General features: G+C 30.8%; 21 protein-coding genes (1 of these 21 only partly in view). 9 read left to right on the plus strand and 12 right to left on the minus strand.

Annotated elements, in window-relative coordinates:
• From thrS to H0I32_RS01695, 5 genes are all read left to right on the plus strand, one after another.
• Positions 1-870, plus strand: partial view of a threonine--tRNA ligase gene (thrS, locus tag H0I32_RS01675; RefSeq protein ID WP_173589606.1) — the 3' end only. 1,071 nt of this gene lie to the left of the window's left edge; only the last 870 of its 1,941 coding nucleotides appear in the window; the start codon falls outside the window, past its left edge; it ends in the stop codon at positions 868-870.
• Between the two features lie 33 nt (positions 871-903).
• A complete protein-coding gene (infC, locus tag H0I32_RS01680) occupies positions 904-1,452 on the plus strand; it encodes a translation initiation factor IF-3 (protein WP_173589607.1) in 549 nt (182 codons plus the stop codon).
• 122 nt (positions 1,453-1,574) lie between these two features.
• Positions 1,575-1,772, plus strand: a complete 198-nt coding sequence (gene rpmI, locus H0I32_RS01685) for a 50S ribosomal protein L35 (RefSeq protein ID WP_173589605.1) — start codon at positions 1,575-1,577, stop codon at positions 1,770-1,772.
• 103 nt (positions 1,773-1,875) lie between these two features.
• Complete coding sequence (gene rplT / locus H0I32_RS01690) at positions 1,876-2,220, plus strand: 50S ribosomal protein L20 (protein ID WP_173589604.1); 345 nt, start codon at positions 1,876-1,878, stop codon at positions 2,218-2,220.
• Between the two features lie 118 nt (positions 2,221-2,338).
• Entirely contained in the window at positions 2,339-3,136 is a 798-nt protein-coding gene (locus tag H0I32_RS01695; RefSeq protein WP_179313879.1) for an HAD family hydrolase, read from the plus strand.
• Here the strand turns inward: H0I32_RS01695 and H0I32_RS01700 are convergent.
• The 10 genes from H0I32_RS01700 to tgt form a co-directional block, all read right to left on the minus strand.
• Positions 3,116-3,538 (minus strand): secondary thiamine-phosphate synthase enzyme YjbQ, encoded by a 423-nt coding sequence (locus tag H0I32_RS01700; protein ID WP_173589602.1) that lies wholly within the window; start codon positions 3,536-3,538, stop codon positions 3,116-3,118. The two genes, H0I32_RS01695 and H0I32_RS01700, sit on opposite strands and share 21 nt — an antisense overlap.
• An 884-nt stretch (positions 3,539-4,422) precedes the next feature.
• Positions 4,423-5,091 (minus strand): LytR/AlgR family response regulator transcription factor, encoded by a 669-nt coding sequence (locus H0I32_RS01705; protein ID WP_173589601.1) that lies wholly within the window; start codon positions 5,089-5,091, stop codon positions 4,423-4,425.
• Entirely contained in the window at positions 5,084-6,784 is a 1,701-nt protein-coding gene (locus tag H0I32_RS01710; RefSeq protein WP_179313880.1) for a sensor histidine kinase, read from the minus strand. The genes H0I32_RS01705 and H0I32_RS01710 overlap by 8 nt, the downstream gene beginning before the upstream one ends.
• Position 6,785: 1 nt before the next feature.
• Positions 6,786-8,003: an asparagine synthetase B gene (locus tag H0I32_RS01715; protein ID WP_173589599.1), complete on the minus strand. Its 1,218-nt coding sequence runs from the start codon at positions 8,001-8,003 to the stop codon at positions 6,786-6,788.
• 178 nt (positions 8,004-8,181) lie between these two features.
• The gene (locus tag H0I32_RS01720) at positions 8,182-9,216 is read right to left on the minus strand and encodes an AI-2E family transporter (protein WP_179313881.1); all 1,035 of its coding nucleotides are present in this window, start codon (positions 9,214-9,216) and stop codon (positions 8,182-8,184) included.
• 71 nt (positions 9,217-9,287) lie between these two features.
• On the minus strand, positions 9,288-10,820 hold the full coding sequence (gene dnaB, locus H0I32_RS01725) for a replicative DNA helicase (RefSeq protein ID WP_173589597.1): 1,533 nt from the start codon (positions 10,818-10,820) through the stop codon (positions 9,288-9,290).
• Positions 10,821-10,989: 169 nt separating this feature from the next.
• Positions 10,990-11,943, minus strand: a complete 954-nt coding sequence (locus H0I32_RS01730; RefSeq protein ID WP_179313882.1) for an acetyl-CoA carboxylase carboxyltransferase subunit alpha — start codon at positions 11,941-11,943, stop codon at positions 10,990-10,992.
• A 59-nt stretch (positions 11,944-12,002) separates the two neighbouring features.
• A complete protein-coding gene (locus H0I32_RS01735; RefSeq protein ID WP_173589595.1) occupies positions 12,003-12,911 on the minus strand; it encodes a DMT family transporter in 909 nt (302 codons plus the stop codon).
• Entirely contained in the window at positions 12,898-13,920 is a 1,023-nt protein-coding gene (locus H0I32_RS01740; protein WP_246293619.1) for an LptF/LptG family permease, read from the minus strand. Before H0I32_RS01740 ends, H0I32_RS01735 begins: the two co-directional genes overlap by 14 nt.
• Before the next feature lie 105 nt (positions 13,921-14,025).
• Positions 14,026-15,156 (minus strand): tRNA guanosine(34) transglycosylase Tgt, encoded by a 1,131-nt coding sequence (tgt, locus tag H0I32_RS01745; protein ID WP_179313883.1) that lies wholly within the window; start codon positions 15,154-15,156, stop codon positions 14,026-14,028.
• A gap of 250 nt (positions 15,157-15,406) precedes the next feature.
• On the opposite strand from tgt, the gene H0I32_RS01750 reads away from it, so the two are divergent.
• The 3 genes from H0I32_RS01750 (at position 15,407) to H0I32_RS01760 (ending at position 17,986) form a co-directional block, all read left to right on the plus strand.
• Entirely contained in the window at positions 15,407-16,252 is an 846-nt protein-coding gene (locus tag H0I32_RS01750; protein ID WP_179313884.1) for a transketolase, read from the plus strand.
• A gap of 123 nt (positions 16,253-16,375) precedes the next feature.
• Positions 16,376-17,329, plus strand: coding sequence for a transketolase family protein (locus H0I32_RS01755; protein WP_173589591.1), 954 nt, complete (start codon positions 16,376-16,378; stop codon positions 17,327-17,329).
• Between the two features lie 57 nt (positions 17,330-17,386).
• Positions 17,387-17,986: an outer membrane beta-barrel protein gene (locus tag H0I32_RS01760; RefSeq protein WP_173589590.1), complete on the plus strand. Its 600-nt coding sequence runs from the start codon at positions 17,387-17,389 to the stop codon at positions 17,984-17,986.
• 85 nt (positions 17,987-18,071) lie between these two features.
• Here the strand turns inward: H0I32_RS01760 and H0I32_RS01765 are convergent, their stop codons facing one another.
• Both H0I32_RS01765 and H0I32_RS01770 read right to left on the minus strand, forming a co-directional pair.
• Positions 18,072-18,407, minus strand: coding sequence for a hypothetical protein (locus H0I32_RS01765; RefSeq protein ID WP_173589589.1), 336 nt, complete (start codon positions 18,405-18,407; stop codon positions 18,072-18,074).
• An 8-nt stretch (positions 18,408-18,415) separates the two neighbouring features.
• Positions 18,416-18,856, minus strand: coding sequence for an FKBP-type peptidyl-prolyl cis-trans isomerase (locus H0I32_RS01770; RefSeq protein WP_173589588.1), 441 nt, complete (start codon positions 18,854-18,856; stop codon positions 18,416-18,418).
• Positions 18,857-19,189: 333 nt separating this feature from the next.
• Between H0I32_RS01770 and H0I32_RS01775 the strand changes: the two genes are divergently transcribed.
• Positions 19,190-19,564: an RNA-binding S4 domain-containing protein gene (locus tag H0I32_RS01775; RefSeq protein ID WP_173589587.1), complete on the plus strand. Its 375-nt coding sequence runs from the start codon at positions 19,190-19,192 to the stop codon at positions 19,562-19,564.
• Positions 19,565-19,581: the final 17 nt, after the last annotated feature.

Below are 19,581 nucleotides of genomic sequence, written 5' to 3' on the forward strand. Positions count from 1 at the left end.
GCAGAATTTGGTACTGTTTATAGATATGAACAAAGTGGTGAATTACATGGTTTAACGAGAGTTAGAGGTTTTACACAAGATGATGCTCATATTTTCTGTACTCCGGATCAACTTGATAGTGAATTTAAAGCTGTTATAGATTTAGTTCTTTATGTTTTTGGATCTTTAGGATTTGAAGATTTCACTGCACAGGTTTCTTTAAGGGATCCTGAGAATCCTGACAAGTATATTGGAAGTGATGAAAACTGGGAAAAAGCAGAAAAAGCAATTTTAAATGCTGCCATAGATAAAAAATTAAATTATGTTGTAGAAACAGGTGAAGCTGCTTTTTACGGACCTAAGTTAGATTTTATGGTGAAAGATGCTTTAGGTAGACAGTGGCAATTAGGAACTATACAGGTTGATTACAACTTACCCGAGCGTTTTGACTTGACTTATAAAGGTAGTGATAACGAGATGCACAGACCGGTTATGATTCACCGTGCTCCTTTTGGAAGTCTGGAACGTTTCATCGCTATTTTATTAGAACATACAGGCGGAGATTTCCCACTATGGCTGATGCCAGAGCAAGTTGTTATTATATCAATAAGTGAGAAATTTGAAAAATACGCTGAAAAAGTTTTAAATGTGCTAGAAAATGACGAAATTCGCGCCCTCACAGATAACAGAAATGAAACTGTAGGTAAGAAAATTCGTGAAGCTGAGTTACAAAAGTTTCCGTTTATGATCATTGTCGGTGAGCAAGAAGAAAAGGATAATACAATAACAGTACGCCAAAGAGGAGGTGAAGACCTTGGTACAATTACTGTAGAAGCCTTTGCAACATTAATAAAAGATAACATTAATAAAAGTCTAAAAACTTTTAAGTAATATAAGTTTAATTTAAATACAGAAGCCATAGCAATACGTAGAAACAGAAAGAATTTTACAAGACGTGTATCTCAAGAAGATAAACACCGTATAAATTCTAAGATCAGATCTGAGGAAGTTAGATTAGTCGGAGATAATGTTGAAATAGGGGTTTACCCCGTTAAACAGGCATTATCGTTTGCCGATGAACAAGGTTTAGATCTCGTAGAGATTTCACCAAACGCGACTCCTCCTGTTTGTAAAGTTATGGATTATAAAAAATTCCTTTACGAACAGAAAAAACGAGAAAAAACGTTAAAATCTAAAGCAACTAAAGTTGTTGTTAAAGAAATTCGTTTTGGTCCTCAAACAGATGACCACGATTATGAGTTCAAGAAGAAACATGCTGAGAAATTTTTAAAAGACGGGGCGAAGTTAAAAGCCTTTGTTTTCTTTAAAGGACGATCTATTGTTTTTAAAGAGCAAGGACAAATTTTATTATTAAAATTAGCCCAAGATCTTGAAGAATATGGAAAGGTAGAACAACTTCCTAAGCTTGAAGGTAAGCGAATGATTATGTTCATCTCACCAAAGAAAAAATAGTCTAGGCTATAACATATCACTATTATATTAAATAGTTGATATTAAAAATGAAGAAATATCCATGCCTTTGGCATAGGGTGTATTAAAATAATAAGCGAAACGAAATTAAAAAAGAGGACAAAATGCCTAAAATGAAAACTAAATCGAGTGCTAAGAAACGTTTCAAACTAACTGGCACTGGTAAAATTAAAAGAAAGCATGCTTTTAAGAGTCATATCTTGACAAAAAAATCTAAAAAGCGTAAGCTTGCGTTAACTCATGATACAGTAGTACATAAGGCTGACGAGAAGAATGTTAAAATAATGTTACGTTTAAAGTAATATTTTTTAACCGGTTACAATAAATTATAAACCCTGGAGTTAGGCAAAACAATTTAGCAAGTGTCATAAATAGACCGCCTACTACAAAACAAAATTAAAAGAAATGCCAAGATCAGTAAATTCAGTAGCAAAAAGAGCCAGAAGAAAAAAGGTTCTTAAGCAAGCAAAAGGTTACTTCGGAAGACGTAAAAACGTTTGGACAGTAGCAAAAAATGCGGTTGACAAAGCGATGCAATACTCGTATAGAGACCGTAGAGTAAAAAAGAGAACATTCCGTTCATTATGGATTATGCGTATTAATGCAGGTTCAAGACAACATGGAATGAGCTATTCAAAATTTATGGGAGGATTAAAAGCTAACAATATCGACTTGAACCGTAAAGTTCTTGCTGATTTAGCAATGAATCACCCACAAGCTTTTGAAGCTATAATTAACAAAGTTAAGTAAGGCTTTTAGCCAAATTAATAACATCATTTCGCTTATAAAAATCCGGTTCATTAATTTGAATCGGATTTTTTATTTCTATATATTTAAACTATAAATTAAGCCTCTAAAATAAGTAAATATGAAAGACGTTAAAATGGTTGTCACAGATATGGACGGTACTTTATTAAATACTAATCACCAAGTTAGTGAACGCTTTTTTAAAGTTTTTAAGCAACTACAACAACAAAATATACGTTTTGTTACAGCTAGTGGAAGACCTTATTACAGTATCGTAGAAAAGCTACAAGCCATAAAAACTGATATTACAATTATAGCAGAAAATGGAGGTTTAGTTATTGAAAATGAAAACGTTTTATTAGCAAATACTTTAGATTCAAAATTAGTTTTAGAGCTTTATGAATTGGTAACTAAAATAGATAACACCTACCCTATTTTCTGTACACAAAAGCAAGCTTATATTTTACGAGCATCGGAAGATATGGTGAAGATTTTTTCTGAATATTATTCAAAGTATACAATTGTTGATTCTTTTGAAGAAATTAAAGATGAAGTTATAAAGATTGCCTTATATCACAAAGTTAATTCTGAAGCACATATTTTACCTTTTGTAAAACATTTAAAACCTAAATTAAGCGCTGTTGTTTCTGGAAATCATTGGTTAGATATCTCTAAAGCTATTAATAACAAAGGGAATGCCATAACCTTACTACAAAACATGTACAATATTAAACCAGAAGAAACTATGGCTTTTGGTGATTATAGTAATGATTTAGAACTTTTAAAATGTTGTAAGTATAGTTATGCTATGGAAAATGCACATCCAGAAGTAAAGTCAGTAGCTAATTACGAAACTCTGTCTAATGATAACTTTGGTGTTGAAGTTGTTTTAGAACAATTAATTTCCGAAAACAGTTAAAACTAATTGTCTTCCTGAAGCATTATTTCTATGTTCACAAAGGTAAATACCTTGCCAAATTCCTAAATTAAGCTTTCCATTTGTAATTGGGATTTCAACAGAACTCCCCATTAAAGACGCCTTAATATGTGCAGGCATATCATCTGCCCCTTCATAAGTATGCTGATAATAAGATTGATTTTCGGGTACCATTTTATTTATATGACTTTCAAAATCTAATCTTACTGTAGGATCTGCGTTTTCATTTATGGTTAAGCTTGCAGATGTATGCTTAATAAAGACTTGTAACTGTCCTATTTTAATCTCATTAATTTCAGGTATGGCTTTATTCACTTCTGATGTTATTAAATGAAAACCTCTAGTAAATGAATTTAGCTTTATTTCTTTTTGAAAGAACTTCATGTTGACTTCTTATTATAATTCATGAATAATTATCATCAATAATAAACATAAATGCTTTCAAATTAATAAAAACACACATTAAAAAAGAAAGTATTTGAAAAGAAGAAAGGTCGCTAATAAGCGACCTTTCTTTTAATGATTAAAAACCCTACTTCTTAATCACCCTTTTTCGAAATTTCCCCAAACCTCGAATTTATTTTAAATGATATATTCAATATTAAACTCTGAAAATATCAATTGTATTATACTTTATCTAAATCTATTTAAGTAGTTCTGTATAATAATAGAAAATAATTATCTTATCTTTTTTATAAAAAATAAGATGCACAGAATATATGACTAAAGACAAAAACTAATAATAACGTTGGATTTATCTTCATAAAATTATAAGTAATAAATGTACATTTAAATTTTTTACTTAAAAACAAGAAGGTTTGAAATACATTATTTTGTATGTGAATACACTAATATATCATTTATCTTTTTATAATGTTTTTGAAATAATTTTATATAAAAATAGCGTATTAATAAAATGATGCTATTTCAGAAGTATTTGATAAATATGTTTTAATATAAGTCACATTGTATGCGTTAGGTGCATAATAAGTGATTGATCATAACTTTATCTACTGTCTTACTAACTATATTCTTATACTATATTGATATGTAGTTTGTTGTTATTGATTTTGACCATCTGCATAAGAAAAAATTAAAAGTTCTAAAGAATTTGATCTTTGATATATAAAATAACTTTACTCTCCTATTAAAAGATCTATATTCGATACTTGAAATAATATACGACTTATAAAAGCCAGCAATAAAAGTAGAATTTTAGTCTCATAAAAATAATAAGGTGTTAACTACTTAACTATATATGTTTAATATTATTTAAAATGAAAAGCATAAGTTCTAGATAGAGGAATCTCTATATCTTTTATAAAAATAGAATTTGAAGAAACACGCTCTACTTTTGTTTTATTAACGATATACGAACGATGTGTTTTTACAAAAGTCTCTGATGATAATTGTTCTGAAAATGTATTTAACGATTGCCTTAATGTATACTTTTTATTCTCGGTATGAATATCTATATAATTCCCGTCTGCAACAACGTAAATAATGTGATCAAATTGTACGTAAACTGTATCATGACCATCTTTAATTTGAAGTGTTTTTACCTGTTTTTTTATATATGCTAAATTTATAGAAGCTAATACATCTACACGTTTTATCGGTTTAGTTAAATATGCATCTGGATTTGTTTTTAACGCTTTACTCATTAAAAGAGCATCGTATTGACCGGTTAAAAAGATTAAAGCTGCATTCTTGTTTTTAATTTTAGACAATTCAATCCCTGAATTTTCACCATCTAAATTAATATCCATTAAAATAATATCTGGTAAAAAATGCATCATTTCAATTTTTGCCGATTCTTTATCATGCACTATTTTTAGATTATTAAAAGATTCTTCTTCTAAAATTTCAAAAATATGATCTGCAATTAAAACTTCATCTTCAACAATAAGGATTTTTATATTCTTTATATTATGCATTATTCATTTCTTTTTCAAATAAAAACAAGAACCCCTTACTGGTATCAATTTTATATTCAATTTTTAACTGTCTACAAAGCTTATCTACTAATTTTAGTTTTAGTTTTTTTCCTGTGGCTGTTGTCCCGTTATCTGAATATTTAAAGTATAATTTACTTTCTTTGATTTTTAAGTTAAAATTAATCTCTTTATACTCTTGTGAACTAAAAGCATGTTTTATAGAGTTAATACTTAACTCTGTTAATAACAGTCCAAAATACATAGCATAATTAGAAGAAATATTAATAGGATCAACACTAAAATTGGTTTTAATCTTATGCTCTTTAAATACATCTAGAAAACTATCTCTTACATCCTCTAAATAGTTTGCTATATCTACTCCTTGCTTATCTTCATTTCTGTATAAATGTTTATGAAGTGTTGAAATGGCTTCAACTTTAGATAAAATATTTTTAAACTGCAAAGTCGTATCTTCTGATGGCTTCTTTAATTGATCTGAAATAAGAATAATGACTAATTGTAAATTATTATTTATACGGTGATTTGCTTCACTTAATAAAAATTCGTTTTGTTGTGATAAAAATTGAAGCTGTTTATTATCTTTTTTAGCTCTTTTAAAAAATATAGCAGTTAATAAAGCAATGAGAGTTGCACTAAAAAATAAACTAACACTAATGTACAAATGCGTTTTATTTGTAGATAATTCTTTATCCTTATTAGCTATTTCTAATTTGTTTATGTGAATTTGATTTTCCTTTTCTGCTAATTTATATTTTTCTTCTAACTCAAATAAAAATTTACTGTGCTCTAATTTATAATATTTATCTGTGAGCCTTAATCGTATTTTTAAATATTCATAAGCCTTAGTTGTATTTCCTAATTTTTCATAAATATTTCTAATATTATCGGTAAATAGAATCTCTCCATAAAAAAGTTCATTTTTTATCGCATAATCTAAAGCTTTCAAAGATTCTTCTAAAGCCTTATTATATTGCTTATCTTTTATTAGCACTCTAGTATAATTTATATATGCATCGACCTTATTTTGAATTAAATTATTGTGATCAGCAAAATAAATTAGATTTTCTAAAGTCTCTATGGTCTTATCAAAATTCTTATTTTCTTCATAAACACCAGAAATCTCTAGAGTAGAAGAAAAAACTCCATCTTTATCATTTAATAATTTTGAAAGCTTTAATGCTTTTTCTGCGTAAAAGAATGTGGAATCTGCATTATTGTAATATTCTGTAAATAAAGCTGCTTTTCTGCTATAATATTTTACTAAATATTTATTTTCAATTTTATGAGATTTTAAAAGTAGTGTTGCTCTATCTAAATGCTGTTCTGCTTCTTTAAAAAGTGTTCTTTTTCTATAAAACTCAGCCATTTTAACATCATAATAAAACTCTAACTGTTTATTATTACTGCCATTTATTACTGCTAATGCTTTACAATAATAATTATTAGCACTATTATAATCGAGTTTCAATTTATAAATCTCAGCTAAACCAATAAGTAATTTGATCTCTTGAGTTTTACTTGTTTTATCTAATAAATGAGCTTCAAAATAAGTAAGGGCACTGTCTAATTTATTATCATCTATTAATTTTTGACCGAAATCTATAATAGAATCACTTTGAGAAAAAGACAAATGAAATATAAATAAGAAAAACGTAAATTTAAAATACTTCATATTAGGTTTTCTGCTTCTTCTTTTTAGCTGCAGGAAATAATACATTATTTAAAATTAATCGATATCCGGGTGAAGTTGGATGTAAATCTAATTCGGTTTTAGGATCTCCTACTTTGTGCGTATAATCTTCAGGATCATGACCACCGTAAAAAGTAAAAAAACCTTTACCTTTTATTCCATGTATATATTTGGCTTCTCCATTTGTTCTGTTCTCCCCCATCACCAGAACATTAGATTTTATTTGATCTTTAGTAAATGAAGTTGTTTGTCCCATAAATCCTTTAACTAACGCTGTGTGATTTTGAGTTAACATCGTTGGAATAGGATCCCATTTTGCTGAATATTCCATTAAAGAAAAATAATCCGTCAATTTAGGTATTTGACGCTTTGTTGTCATGTCTATAGATGAAAACTCATAAACATTAGGACTACGTTCTAATACATAATCTTTAAAAGCAAATGTTTTAGAAAAATCTATTTTAGTTTGATAAGCTGGATCACTACCATCTCCATCAAACATAGGTTCGCAAATATCTACACCTTCTGCAGATAAAGCTATATCAAAACTATCTGTTGCTGAACACATGGCAAACATAAAACCACCACCTACAACATAGTCTCTAATTTTTAGAGACACTGCTAATTTCTCATCAGATACTTTACTATAGCCTAACTTTTCAGCTAAAGCCTCTGCATTTTTTTTGTCTTCAATATACCAAGCGGCTGAGCGATAGCTCTTGTAAAATTTACCATATTGACCTGTAAAATCTTCGTGATGTAAATGCAACCAATCGTATAACAGTAATTCATCATTTAAAACTTCTTCATCATAAATAGTTTCGTATGGAATTTCGGCATAAGATAACACCATCGTTACAGCATCATCCCAAGGTGTTGTTCCTGAAGGTGTGTAAACGGCTATTTTAGGTGCTTTTTCTAAAACAATTGCATCTTGGTTAACGGCTGGACTTGCTATTTCTTCTAAAATTTGTGCTGCTTTAGCATCTGAAATCACTTCAAACGAAACCCCTCTAATCTGACACTCACGTTGAATGATCTCTGCATCTGGTAATAAGAAAGAACCACCTCTGTAGTTAAGCAACCATTTGACCTTTAGCTCTCGTTCTAATGTCCAATAAGTGATACCGTATGCTTTTAAGTGGTTTTCTTGTGTTTCTGCATCCATAGGAATAAGAATATAAGACGCATAGGTCTTCATACTTAAAAATAGTGCAAAACAAAATAGAATGATTTTCTTCAAGGCCATAGAATTAGAACGAAATATAATTAAATTTTAATCTATAAAGCCTGTATTTATCATTCTTTTAATATCAAACTAGACTTAATCCTTTTAATATAAAATAAGAAGTATAACTAAAATCCTGAAAATATAAAATTTAGTTTATTGAATTTTCATTACCAGAAAGTAGTGTTGCAATAACTTTAGTCCCTTCAAACTGCTCTAATATAATTTTAATAAAAACAGTTATAGGAATTGCCATAATTAAACCTGGTATTCCCCAAAGGAATCCCCAAAACATAAGCATAACAAGTACAGCAATGATATTTATAGAGAAAGATTTCCCCATAAAAATAGGTTCTAAAACAGCTCCAAAAGTAACTTGAACAAAAGATATAGAAAGTATAAAGAAAAATAATACACTAGTCGGATCTAATTCTACAAAGGCAAAGATAGACAACATTATTACGGAAATAAAAGAACCTACCATTTGCACAAAGTTAATAGCAAAGGCAAATAAGCCCCAAAATATAGGGAAACTTACATCAAAAAACACGCACATTAATCCTGTAAATATTCCGGTTAAAGCACTTACCAAGACCTTAACTTTTATGAATTTAATAAGATCTTTCTCTATCTTCATAAACGTTTTTACAGAAGTATGTTTACGTTTTAACAATGTACTATTAAGTAACTTATGCACATTAATAGATTCTGCTAACCACAGTACTACAAAGAAAACTGTCATTAATAAACTTGTTAAAAATGAGTTTAAGAATCCCAAAGTAGACCCTAGATTTTCTTTCTGAAATAACTGTCCTAAAATTCCATGTTCTTGCTCTACAACAATACCAAAATTCTCTAATAGATAAATTTTAAGGTCAGCCATTTTCACTTCGGCTTTCATTAAAAACTCAGCATTATTCGCTAATATTTGCTTACTAGATAACTGAACCAATTCTATACCTAATTTAAGACCAAGTGCCACTAATAGCAGTACAATAATAATACTCACTACTCTTGGTACGTTTCTACGGCCTAACCATCTCATTAATGGTAAAAACAATAGCGCTATAAACATTGAAAAAAACAATGGTATAAATATAAAAGACAAGATCTTAAGTAAATAAAATACTAAAGGAACCGTAATGATTAACAACAAAATATTTGTTGTGCGTCTTTCTTCTAACATGAGGCAGATTTGGTTTTAACTACAAAATTCAAAGATAAGTTAAATACAGTTTTCATTTCTATAAAATGTTCTTAAAAAGGAACTCCATCATCATCGGGACTACCAAAGGCATCAGATGCTGAAGGAAAATTATCTGGTGTAAATGCATTATCACTTGGTGTTTCATTCATTTTAGAATGAAATTCACCAAATGGTGTATCAAAATCATCAAGATTCTCAAACTTACCTAAGTGACCAACGAATTTCAATCTAATATTTTCTAAACCACCATTTCTGTGTTTTGCAACAATAAATTCACCCTGACCTGCTGTTGGTGAACGCTCATCATCATCCCATTCATCAATCTTGTAATATTCTGGTCTGTAAATAAATGATACAATATCGGCATCTTGCTCAATTGCACCAGATTCACGTAAATCTGATAGTAATGGGCGTTTACTTCCACCACGCGTTTCTACAGCACGGGACAACTGAGATAAAGCAATTACTGGTACACTTAGCTCTTTTGCTAAAGCTTTAAGGTTACGAGAAATCATAGATATTTCTTGTTCACGATTTCCTCCTTTCTGACTTCCTCCAGCGGTCATTAACTGCAAATAATCAATCATGATCATTTTAATACCATATTGAGATGCTAAACGACGTGCTTTTGCTCTTAAATCGAAAATTGAAAGCGACGGCGTATCATCAATAAACAAAGGTGCATTTTCTAATGCTTTTACCTTAACGTTTAATTGTTCCCATTCGTGTTTTTCAAGTTTACCTGTTCTTAGTTTTTCTGAAGACAAGGTTGTTTCACTCGAAATAAGACGCGTAATTAACTGTACTGAAGACATCTCCAGAGAGAAGAACGCTACAGGAATATTACTATCTACAGCCATGTTTCTTGCCATGGTAAGCGTAATTGCTGTTTTTCCCATACCTGGACGTGCAGCTACAATAATTAAATCACTGGGTTGCCATCCTGAAGTTAATTCATCTAATTTATTAAAACCGGTAGGAATACCACTCATTCCTTCCTTATTAGACATCTCCTCAATTTTCTTTTTAGCCTGAATTACCAAACTCTGAGCAGATTCTGTTGATTTCTTAACGTTACCTTGGGTGACTTCGTATAATTTAGCTTCAGCTGTATCTAAAAGATCAAAAACATCTTTAGTTTCATCATAAGCTTCTTCTATAATTTCGTTTGAAATTTTAATTAAACTTCTCTGAATAAATTTTTGAAGAATAATACGTGCATGGAACTCAATATGCGCAGAAGATGAGACACGTTGAGTTAAAGAAATCAGGTAAAAATCACCACCTGCAACTTCTAACTTCTGATCTTTTTTTAATTGACTAGAAACGGTTAATAAGTCAATTGGCTCACTGTTTTCGAACAATTTAAAAATAGCTTCAAAAATATGTTTGTGTGCCTCTTTATAAAATGCATCTGGACTTAAAATATCAATTACTTCATCTACCCCTTTCTTATCTATCATCATCGCACCAAGCACAACTTCTTCTAAATCAGTTGCTTGTGGTGGTATTTTTCCTTTTTCTAAATTGATAATTGTGCTTTTATCAACTTTATAGCCTTGTACTGCATTGGGTTGTTTCATAGGTAACAAAAGTAGTTAAATAGTGTTGAGTAAATGATAATAATCGTTTTTCGATTTCAACAAATCGTCAACAATCTAACTGTTAATAACTCGAATTAATTGTTAATAGTGCCAAAAAAAACCGAAGTATAAAACTTCAGTTTTTTTAAATTCCTTAAGAAGAATAAGGTTAGTCTTTATAAACTCCCATTTCATCATATTTTGCCATACGTTGGCTTACTAAATCTGCTGCTGATAATTCTTTCAACTCATCATAAGACTTAACGATAGCATTTTTTACAGCTAAAAAAGTCTTTGCTCTATCTGTATGTGCACCACCTAAAGGTTCTTTTATAATAGAATCTACAAGTTTCATGCGCTTCATATCTTTAGCCGTTAACTTTAAAGCTTCTGCCGCTTGTTCTTTGTATTCCCAGCTTCTCCATAAAATTGAAGAACAAGATTCTGGTGAAATTACAGAATACCATGTATTCTCTAACATCATTACACGGTCACCTACTCCAATACCTAAAGCTCCACCTGAAGCACCTTCACCAATAATTATAGTGATAATTGGTACTTTAAGACGTGCCATTTCTAAGATGTTTCTAGCAATAGCTTCACCTTGGCCACGTTCTTCAGCTTCTAAACCTGGATATGCACCCGGAGTATCTATTAAAGTTACTACAGGAATACCAAATTTCTCAGCAGATTTCATAAGACGTAATGCCTTACGGTAACCTTCTGGATTAGACATTCCGAAATTACGGTATTGTCTTGTTTTAGTATTAAAACCTTTTTGCTGGCCAATAAACATGTAAGATTGATCTCCAATTTTACCTAAACCACCAATCATTGCTTTATCATCCTTAACATTTCGGTCTCCATGTAACTCTAACCAAGTATCACCACAGAGGGCTTTAATATGATCTAAAGTATAAGGTCTATTAGGGTGACGAGATAACTGAACACGTTGCCATGCCGTTAAGTTTTTATAAATCTCTTTCTTAGTTTCAGATAATTTTTTTTCAATCTGCTTACAGGTCTCAGAAACATCTACCTCACTTTCTTTACCAATAATTTCGCATTTATCTAGCTGCTGCTCTAATTCTTTTATGGGTAATTCAAACTCTAAGTATTCCATACAATTTGAAATTAGTTTTGTCTTTTGTTAGTATTAATTAGGATGCAAATATAAAAACTTTAATTGGGAATACGATCTGTTTTACTCTTCCGTCTCATATAGTTCTTAAAAATTGCATCAAATAAAACTGTAACTAAAACAAGTATAGCGCCTAAATAAAACTGTGGTGACATCATTTCTTTTTCAGGAAAAAGCATGAGTGCCATAGCAATACTATATACCGGTTCTAAATTATAACTAAGAATTACAGTAAAAGGACTTATAAAGCGCATAACTTCTACTGAACCTATAAATGCATAAGCTGTACAGATTGAAGCTAAAATAAATAAGTAAACCCAATCGGAACCTGAAAGTGTAAAAAACTCTGCATTGAAGGTTTTACCTGATAAAAGTATAAATACCGTTAAAAAAAGTACTCCACATAAAAACTCATAAAATGAAATTACCGTAGCATCGTGTTTTTCTATAAAACGGCCATTAATAACAGCAAACAGAGTTGATAATAGAGCAGAAATCAATCCTAAAACGATACCATTAATGTATCCCATTTGTCCACTAGTAATTAAAAATACCCCAAGTATTACTATAATACCAAAGATTATTTCAGAACCAAGTATGCGACGTTTAAAAAAAATGGGCTCTATAAAGGAAGCAAAAAAAGCACCTGAAGAAAACATTGCTAAAGCAATAGACACATTAGACTGATTAATAGCTTCGAAAAAGGTTATCCAATGCAATGCTATAATGATTCCTGCGGCGGAAAACTGTAAAAAAGTATTTCTAGATATTTTAATATTGACCCCTCTAATCTTAATGTAAATAAACATTAAAATTCCAGCCATAACCATTCTAAACCAAACCAATTCTATGGATCCAATGGTGATTAATTCACCTAAAATAGCCGTAAATCCTGCTATTAAAACAAGGAAATGTAAGTGTAAATAATTTTTTAGTTTAGCGTTTGGCATTTTGAAGCAGATATACAGCTAAAGCACCAAATACTAAGTTTGGAAACCATACTGCTATTACAGGATCGAAATTAGATTGCTCTGCCATAACACCAAAAACTTTATCGAAGAACACGTAGATCATAGCAATAGCAATACCAAATGCTAGGTTTACTCCCATTCCTCCTCTTCGTTTTACTGAAGACACAGCAACAGCAATAATAGTAAGGATAAATATAGAGACAGGTAAACTCCACTTCTTAAGCTTTACCACTTGGTAACGGCCTATATTAGGAGAACCTCTTCGTTTTTCGGCAGCAATAAATGAAAGTAATTCTCCATAAGATTTTGTTTCTGCAGCGTACTCAACAGGTGTTAAATCTTCGAGCTCAAAAGGAAAATCCATCAGTTTCTGATTTTCTTTCTCTACCGTTTCTACACCATCTTTAAATGAACGTTTTAAATATGTTGTGAGTTTATAAGAACTATCCTTTTCAACATAATTAATTCGGTCTGCAAAAATTTTATATTTTAATTCATTGCCTTCAAAATGCTCATAGGTAAAGTTTAAACCTGATTTTGTTTTAGGAATAAAATTACTCACAAAAATGTAATCATTATCATTAATCTGTTGAAAAACATCTCGGGTTTGCTGGACGGATTTATTCTTTTTTAAATACTTAAATTTAAACTCATTAAATCCCTGACTTGCAATTGGAGCCAAATACATCCCTAGAAATAAGGCGATTAAAGCTACAATTGTAGCGCCAATCATATAAGGTCTTAAAAATCTAGAAAAAGAAACACCTGAACTTAAAAAAGCTACAATTTCTGTGTTATTTGCTAATTTTGAAGTGAACCAAATAACAGATAAGAATAAAAATAAAGGAAATAAAAGGTTGGCAAAATAAACTGTGAAATCTAAATAATAAAATGCAACTTCTCCAAAAGGCACTTCATTCTCAATCATTTTACCTACTTTTTCTGCTAAATCTACTGTTATCCCGATAGGAACAAACAATATTAACATCATCAGAAATGTAAATAAATACCGCTTTATGATATACCAATCTAATATTTTCAATGTATCGTTACGTTATTAAGTTATTATTCTTTTCAATATAAAATAAAGACTTTACAGTCTGTTATCCATCTGTTTAACCATCTTATCTTTCCATTCTCTAAAATCACCTGCAATAATATGCTTTCTAGCTTCTCTAGTTAACCAAAGGTAAAAACCTAGATTATGAATGGTTGCTATTTGCTTTCCTAATAATTCATTCACCGAAAATAAATGTCTTAAATACGCTTTAGTATATTCAGTATCTACAAATGTTATACCCATTTCATCAATAGGAGAAAAATCATCAGCCCATTTTAGATTCTTAATATTAATAGAACCGTAAGCTGTAAATAACATTCCGTTTCTTGCATTACGTGTCGGCATTACACAATCAAACATATCGACACCTAAAGCTATATTTTCTAAAATATTGATTGGTGTACCAACGCCCATTAAATAACGCGGTTTATCTTCTGGAAGAATACTACAAACCACATCGGTCATAGCATACATTTCTTCTGCTGGCTCACCTACAGAAAGTCCTCCAATAGCATTCCCTGCTGCACCTGCATTTGCAATATATTCTGCAGATTGTTGTCTTAAATCTTTATATGTACTTCCCTGAACAATAGGAAAAAATGTTTGACCGTAATCGTAAGTTAATGGTGTCTTTTCTAAGTGATTTATACAACGATCTAACCAACGATGCGTCATGTGCATAGAACGTTTTGCATAATTATAATCACAAGGATAAGGTGTACACTCATCAAAAGCCATAATAATATCAGCCCCAATTTTACGTTGTACCTCCATTACGTTTTCGGGCGTAAACACATGGTAACTTCCATCAATATGTGATTTAAACTTTACACCTTCTTCCTTAATTTTACGGTTAGAAGACAAAGAATAAACTTGATATCCACCAGAATCGGTTAAAATATTACGATCCCAGTTCATAAATTTATGTAATCCTCCAGCTTTTTCTAAAATTGGAGTCTGTGGTCTTAAATATAAATGATAGGTGTTTCCAAGAATAATATCTGGATTAATATCGTTTTTTAATTCGCGTTGGTGCACTCCTTTTACAGAACCAACTGTACCAACAGGCATAAAAATAGGGGTTTCTATTGTACCGTGATCTGTTGTAATTGATCCGGCTCTTGCCTTAGATTGTTTATCTTTTGCTACTCTTTGAAATTTCATGTATTGTAAGTCAGACGGCAAATATAAATAACTCTACAAGATTCCTTCTTAAATTAGTTTTAAAAAAATAAGCTTATCATTATTTAGCTACCGTTTTTCTATTTTTTAATGAAGCATTGGCTGTTTTAAAGTTGAAATATGAAAATATTGTTAGCAAATCTTATAATTCGTTAATAAGTGCCTAGATTCAATCTTTGATAAAGTCCCTTTAAAAAGTTATTTTTGCACGATAAAACTTAAGCAACATAACATGCCAAACATTAAAGAATTAAACGATTTAACAACACAAGTTCGTAGAGATATCATACGAATGGTGCACAAGGTCAATTCTGGTCATCCAGGTGGATCATTGGGTTGTGCCGAATTTTTTGTTTCACTATACAACGAGTTATTAGAAACCAAAGAAGGTTTTGATATGGACGGTATTGGGGAAGATTTATTTTTTCTATCCAACGGACACATCTCTCCTGTATATTACAGTGTTTTAGCAAGAGCTGGTTATTTCCCTATAGAAGAGCTTAACACATTTAGACTTATCAATTCGCGTTTACAAGGTCACCCAACAACACACGAAGGTTTACCTGGTATCCGAATTGCATCTGGTTCTTTAGGTCAAGGAATGTCTGTTGCTATTGGAGCAGCACAAGCTAAAAAATTAAACAATGACGATCATTTAGTATATAGTCTTCATGGAGATGGTGAATTACAAGAAGGTCAAAATTGGGAAGCTATTATGTATGCTTCAGCTAAAAAAGTAGATAATCTTATTTCTACAATTGATTTAAACAAGCAACAAATTGATGGTTCTACTGACGATGTTTTACCTATGGGAAGCATCAGAGCTAAATTTGAAGCTTTTGGATGGACTGTTTTAGATATCGAAGAAGGTAATAATGTTGAAGCTGTCATTAAAGGAATGAAAGAAGCTAAATCATTAACCGGAAAAGGAAAACCTGTTTGTGTATTATTACATACTGTAATGGGTAATGGTATTGACTTTATGATGCATACACACGCATGGCATGGTAAAGCTCCAAACGATGAGCAACTTGAAAAAGGTTTAGCTCAAAATCCTGAAACATTAGGAGATTACTAAATAAAGTCTAATTATACAGATACCTACTTAGGTAGGCATTATTATGACCGAGCATGCTAAAAATCATCATTCTTTAAGAAAATGATTTATAATGAATAGCATGTGACAGTAAAAACAATACATATGAAAACATATACATACACAGAAAAAAAAGATACAAGAAGTGGTTTTGGAGCTGGTTTAGCTGAATTAGGAAGAACAAATCCTAATGTAGTTGCACTTTGTGCCGATTTAATTGGATCTTTAAAAATGGACGAATTCATTAAAGAGAATCCTGAGCGTTTTTTCCAAATCGGAATCGCAGAAGCTAACATGATGGGGATTGCTGCAGGTTTAACAATTGGCGGAAAAATTCCTTTTACAGGAACTTTCGCTAACTTCTCTACAGGAAGAGTTTACGATCAAATACGTCAATCTATCGCTTACTCTGGTAAAAACGTAAAAGTTTGTGCATCGCATGCCGGAATCACTTTAGGTGAAGATGGAGCAACGCATCAAATTTTAGAAGATATCGGATTAATGAAAATGTTACCAGGAATGGTCGTTATTAATCCTTGTGATTACAACCAAACAAAAGCAGCTACTTTAGCAATTGCAGAATATGATGGACCTGTATATTTAAGATTTGGTCGTCCTGCTGTTCCTGTTTTTACGCCTGCTGATCAGAAGTTTGAAATTGGTAAGGCAGTTAAATTTACAGAAGGTACAGATGTAACTATTGTAGCTACTGGTCATTTAGTTTGGGAAGCTTTAGAAGCATCTAAAGCATTAAACGAAGCTGGTATTTCTGCTGAAGTTATCAATATACATACTATTAAACCTTTAGATGATAAAGCAATTTTAGACTCTGTTGCAAAAACAGGATGTATTGTAACTGCTGAAGAACATAATTACATGGGTGGTCTTGGAGAAAGTGTTGCTAGAGTTTTAGCTGAACACAACCCAACGCCTCAAGAATTTGTTGCTACAAAAGATACTTTTGGTGAATCTGGTACTCCTGCTCAATTAATGGAGAAATACGGATTAAATAGTGAAGCAATTCAGAATGCTGTTAAAAAAGTATTGAAAAGGAAATAATTTTCTTCTGGCACCGTTTTTGAAAGTAAGTGCTTAATCTTAAAAAAAACGAACATTATGAATAATTTAAAAAAATCAATTGTTGCCAGTGCCTTTTTTGCTCTTGTTGGATTTACAGCAACAGCGCAGAATGGAAATTCTTTCGGGATTAAAGGAGGCTTAAATTATAGTGCTAACGGTGACTATTTTGAATCTGCTAGCGAAGCTAGAAGTTCGGATCGTAATATTGGATACCATATTGGTGTTTTCGGAAAAATAGGAAATCGGTTGTATTTAAAACCAGAACTAATGTACACCGCTACAAAAAGTGATTACAATAGCGATGAGTTTTCAATGAAGAAAATTGATTTACCGGTCTTAGTTGGTGTTAAAATAATTGGCCCTCTTAGTGTTTTTGCAGGACCTTCTTTTCAATACATTTTAGATACCGATTTTGAAGGTATTACTGTTGATGATTTTGAAGAAGATTTTTCTGTAGGATTAAATTTTGGGTTTGCTCTTAGTTTTAACAACATAGGAATAGATCTAAGATACGAAAGAGGTTTTAATCATAACGAAGCTACTTTTATCAATAACAACTTAGAGACAACCAATTTTTTAAATAGAATTGATGCTAGACCAGATCAATTGATCTTAAGTTTATCTATTGCTCTTTAAGAAGAGCAAATAATTTTTATAAAAAAGAAAGCCACTCAAATTGAGTGGCTTTTCTTATAGTTACTTATTTAATAAAATTTATTCATTAATATTCTGGATCTAAATAATCTGGAGTACCATCATTATTAGAATCTACTAAAATTACTGTTTTAATAGTAATAACACCTTCTAATTTTGATTTTGCACTTATATACTCATTATCAGTAAGTGTAGGTTCTTCTTCACCAATATTAGTATCTACTGTATATGTATTTTGTAGAACTTCGTCAATTGTAGCAACACCATCATCATCTGCATCAACAAAATCAGGAAAACCATTATCATCTGTATTATGATCAGTAACATCTAAGTCATTATCTAAATCTTCTAGATAAGAAGGTACACCATCATCATCATGGTCTTCAATTTCGAATTGTAACAACTTAAACATTAAATTATCATAAGAATAACCTGTACTTGTTGATGAAAAAATGCTAATCCTGAAGGTACAAACATAACACCTAAACCAGGGTTTGTAAAATCTACATTTCCACTTTCATCAATATCATAACCAGAAGAAGCATTAAAAGTTGGCATTACAAGTTGCCACGCCTGTATTACTCCGGTTGAATTTAAACCTGTTTGCAAATTAAAAAGAGCAGGTAGCACACTAGAATCAAAAGATTTATTATTACCATCTAAAGCTTGATTTATTGAAATACCTTCATATTTAACACTAACGATATCCGTAAAATAAGGAGAATCACCATCTCCTTGATTTAATCTTAAGATATAATAATTATAATCTGCTTCTAAATATATAGTCGTCTTAGTTTCTACAGCATCAATTAATAAAGTATTTCCTGTAGGTAAAGTCTCTCCTTCAGCCAATTCTTCAATTATAATATCTGCAGATTTATGGTTAGTCCCTATTTCAAAAAACTAGAATTATAATAATGTGTTGACAAATATGTAATTATAGAATCATTATCTTTAATTTGTTGCTCTGTTCTATCTTCTTCTACAAAAGATATTCCATCATCTTCATCATCCTTACAAGAAACTACAACTATGATTAATAGCTATTAATAAAAGACTAAATTTTAAAGTTTAAATTATCATAGTTTGTACATGATATTCATTATTGCTTAATTTTAACGCTCAAGATACAATAATATAATATTTTTGTACTACTAGATTAATGTAGTTTTTTATTGAAATGATATGCGAATTGATAAATATTTATGGTGTGTACGCTATTACAAAACCCGAAGCATTGCTACAAAAGCATGTAAAAAAGGGCAAATAAAAGTTAATGGTGCAGCTGTTAAACCCTCGAGAGAAGTTTTTCCTACAGATAAAATTGAACTTAGAAAAGATCAAGTAATTTATCAACTAACGGTTAATGACTTACCTCCTAACCGAGTTGGTGCAAAACTTGTTGATTTATATAGAGTGGATACGACTCCTAAATCTGCTTTTGAAGCTCAAGAGCTTTTAAAATATAGTAAAGACTACTATAGAAAAAAAGGAACCGGAAGACCAACTAAAAAAGACCGAAGAGACATTGATGATTACCGTGATGATGAAGAAGAATAAAAAATACTAGAACGATT

Origin of the sequence: Winogradskyella sp. HaHa_3_26 (assembly GCF_019278425.1) — a bacterium.
GTDB lineage: Bacteria > Bacteroidota > Bacteroidia > Flavobacteriales > Flavobacteriaceae > Winogradskyella > Winogradskyella undariae.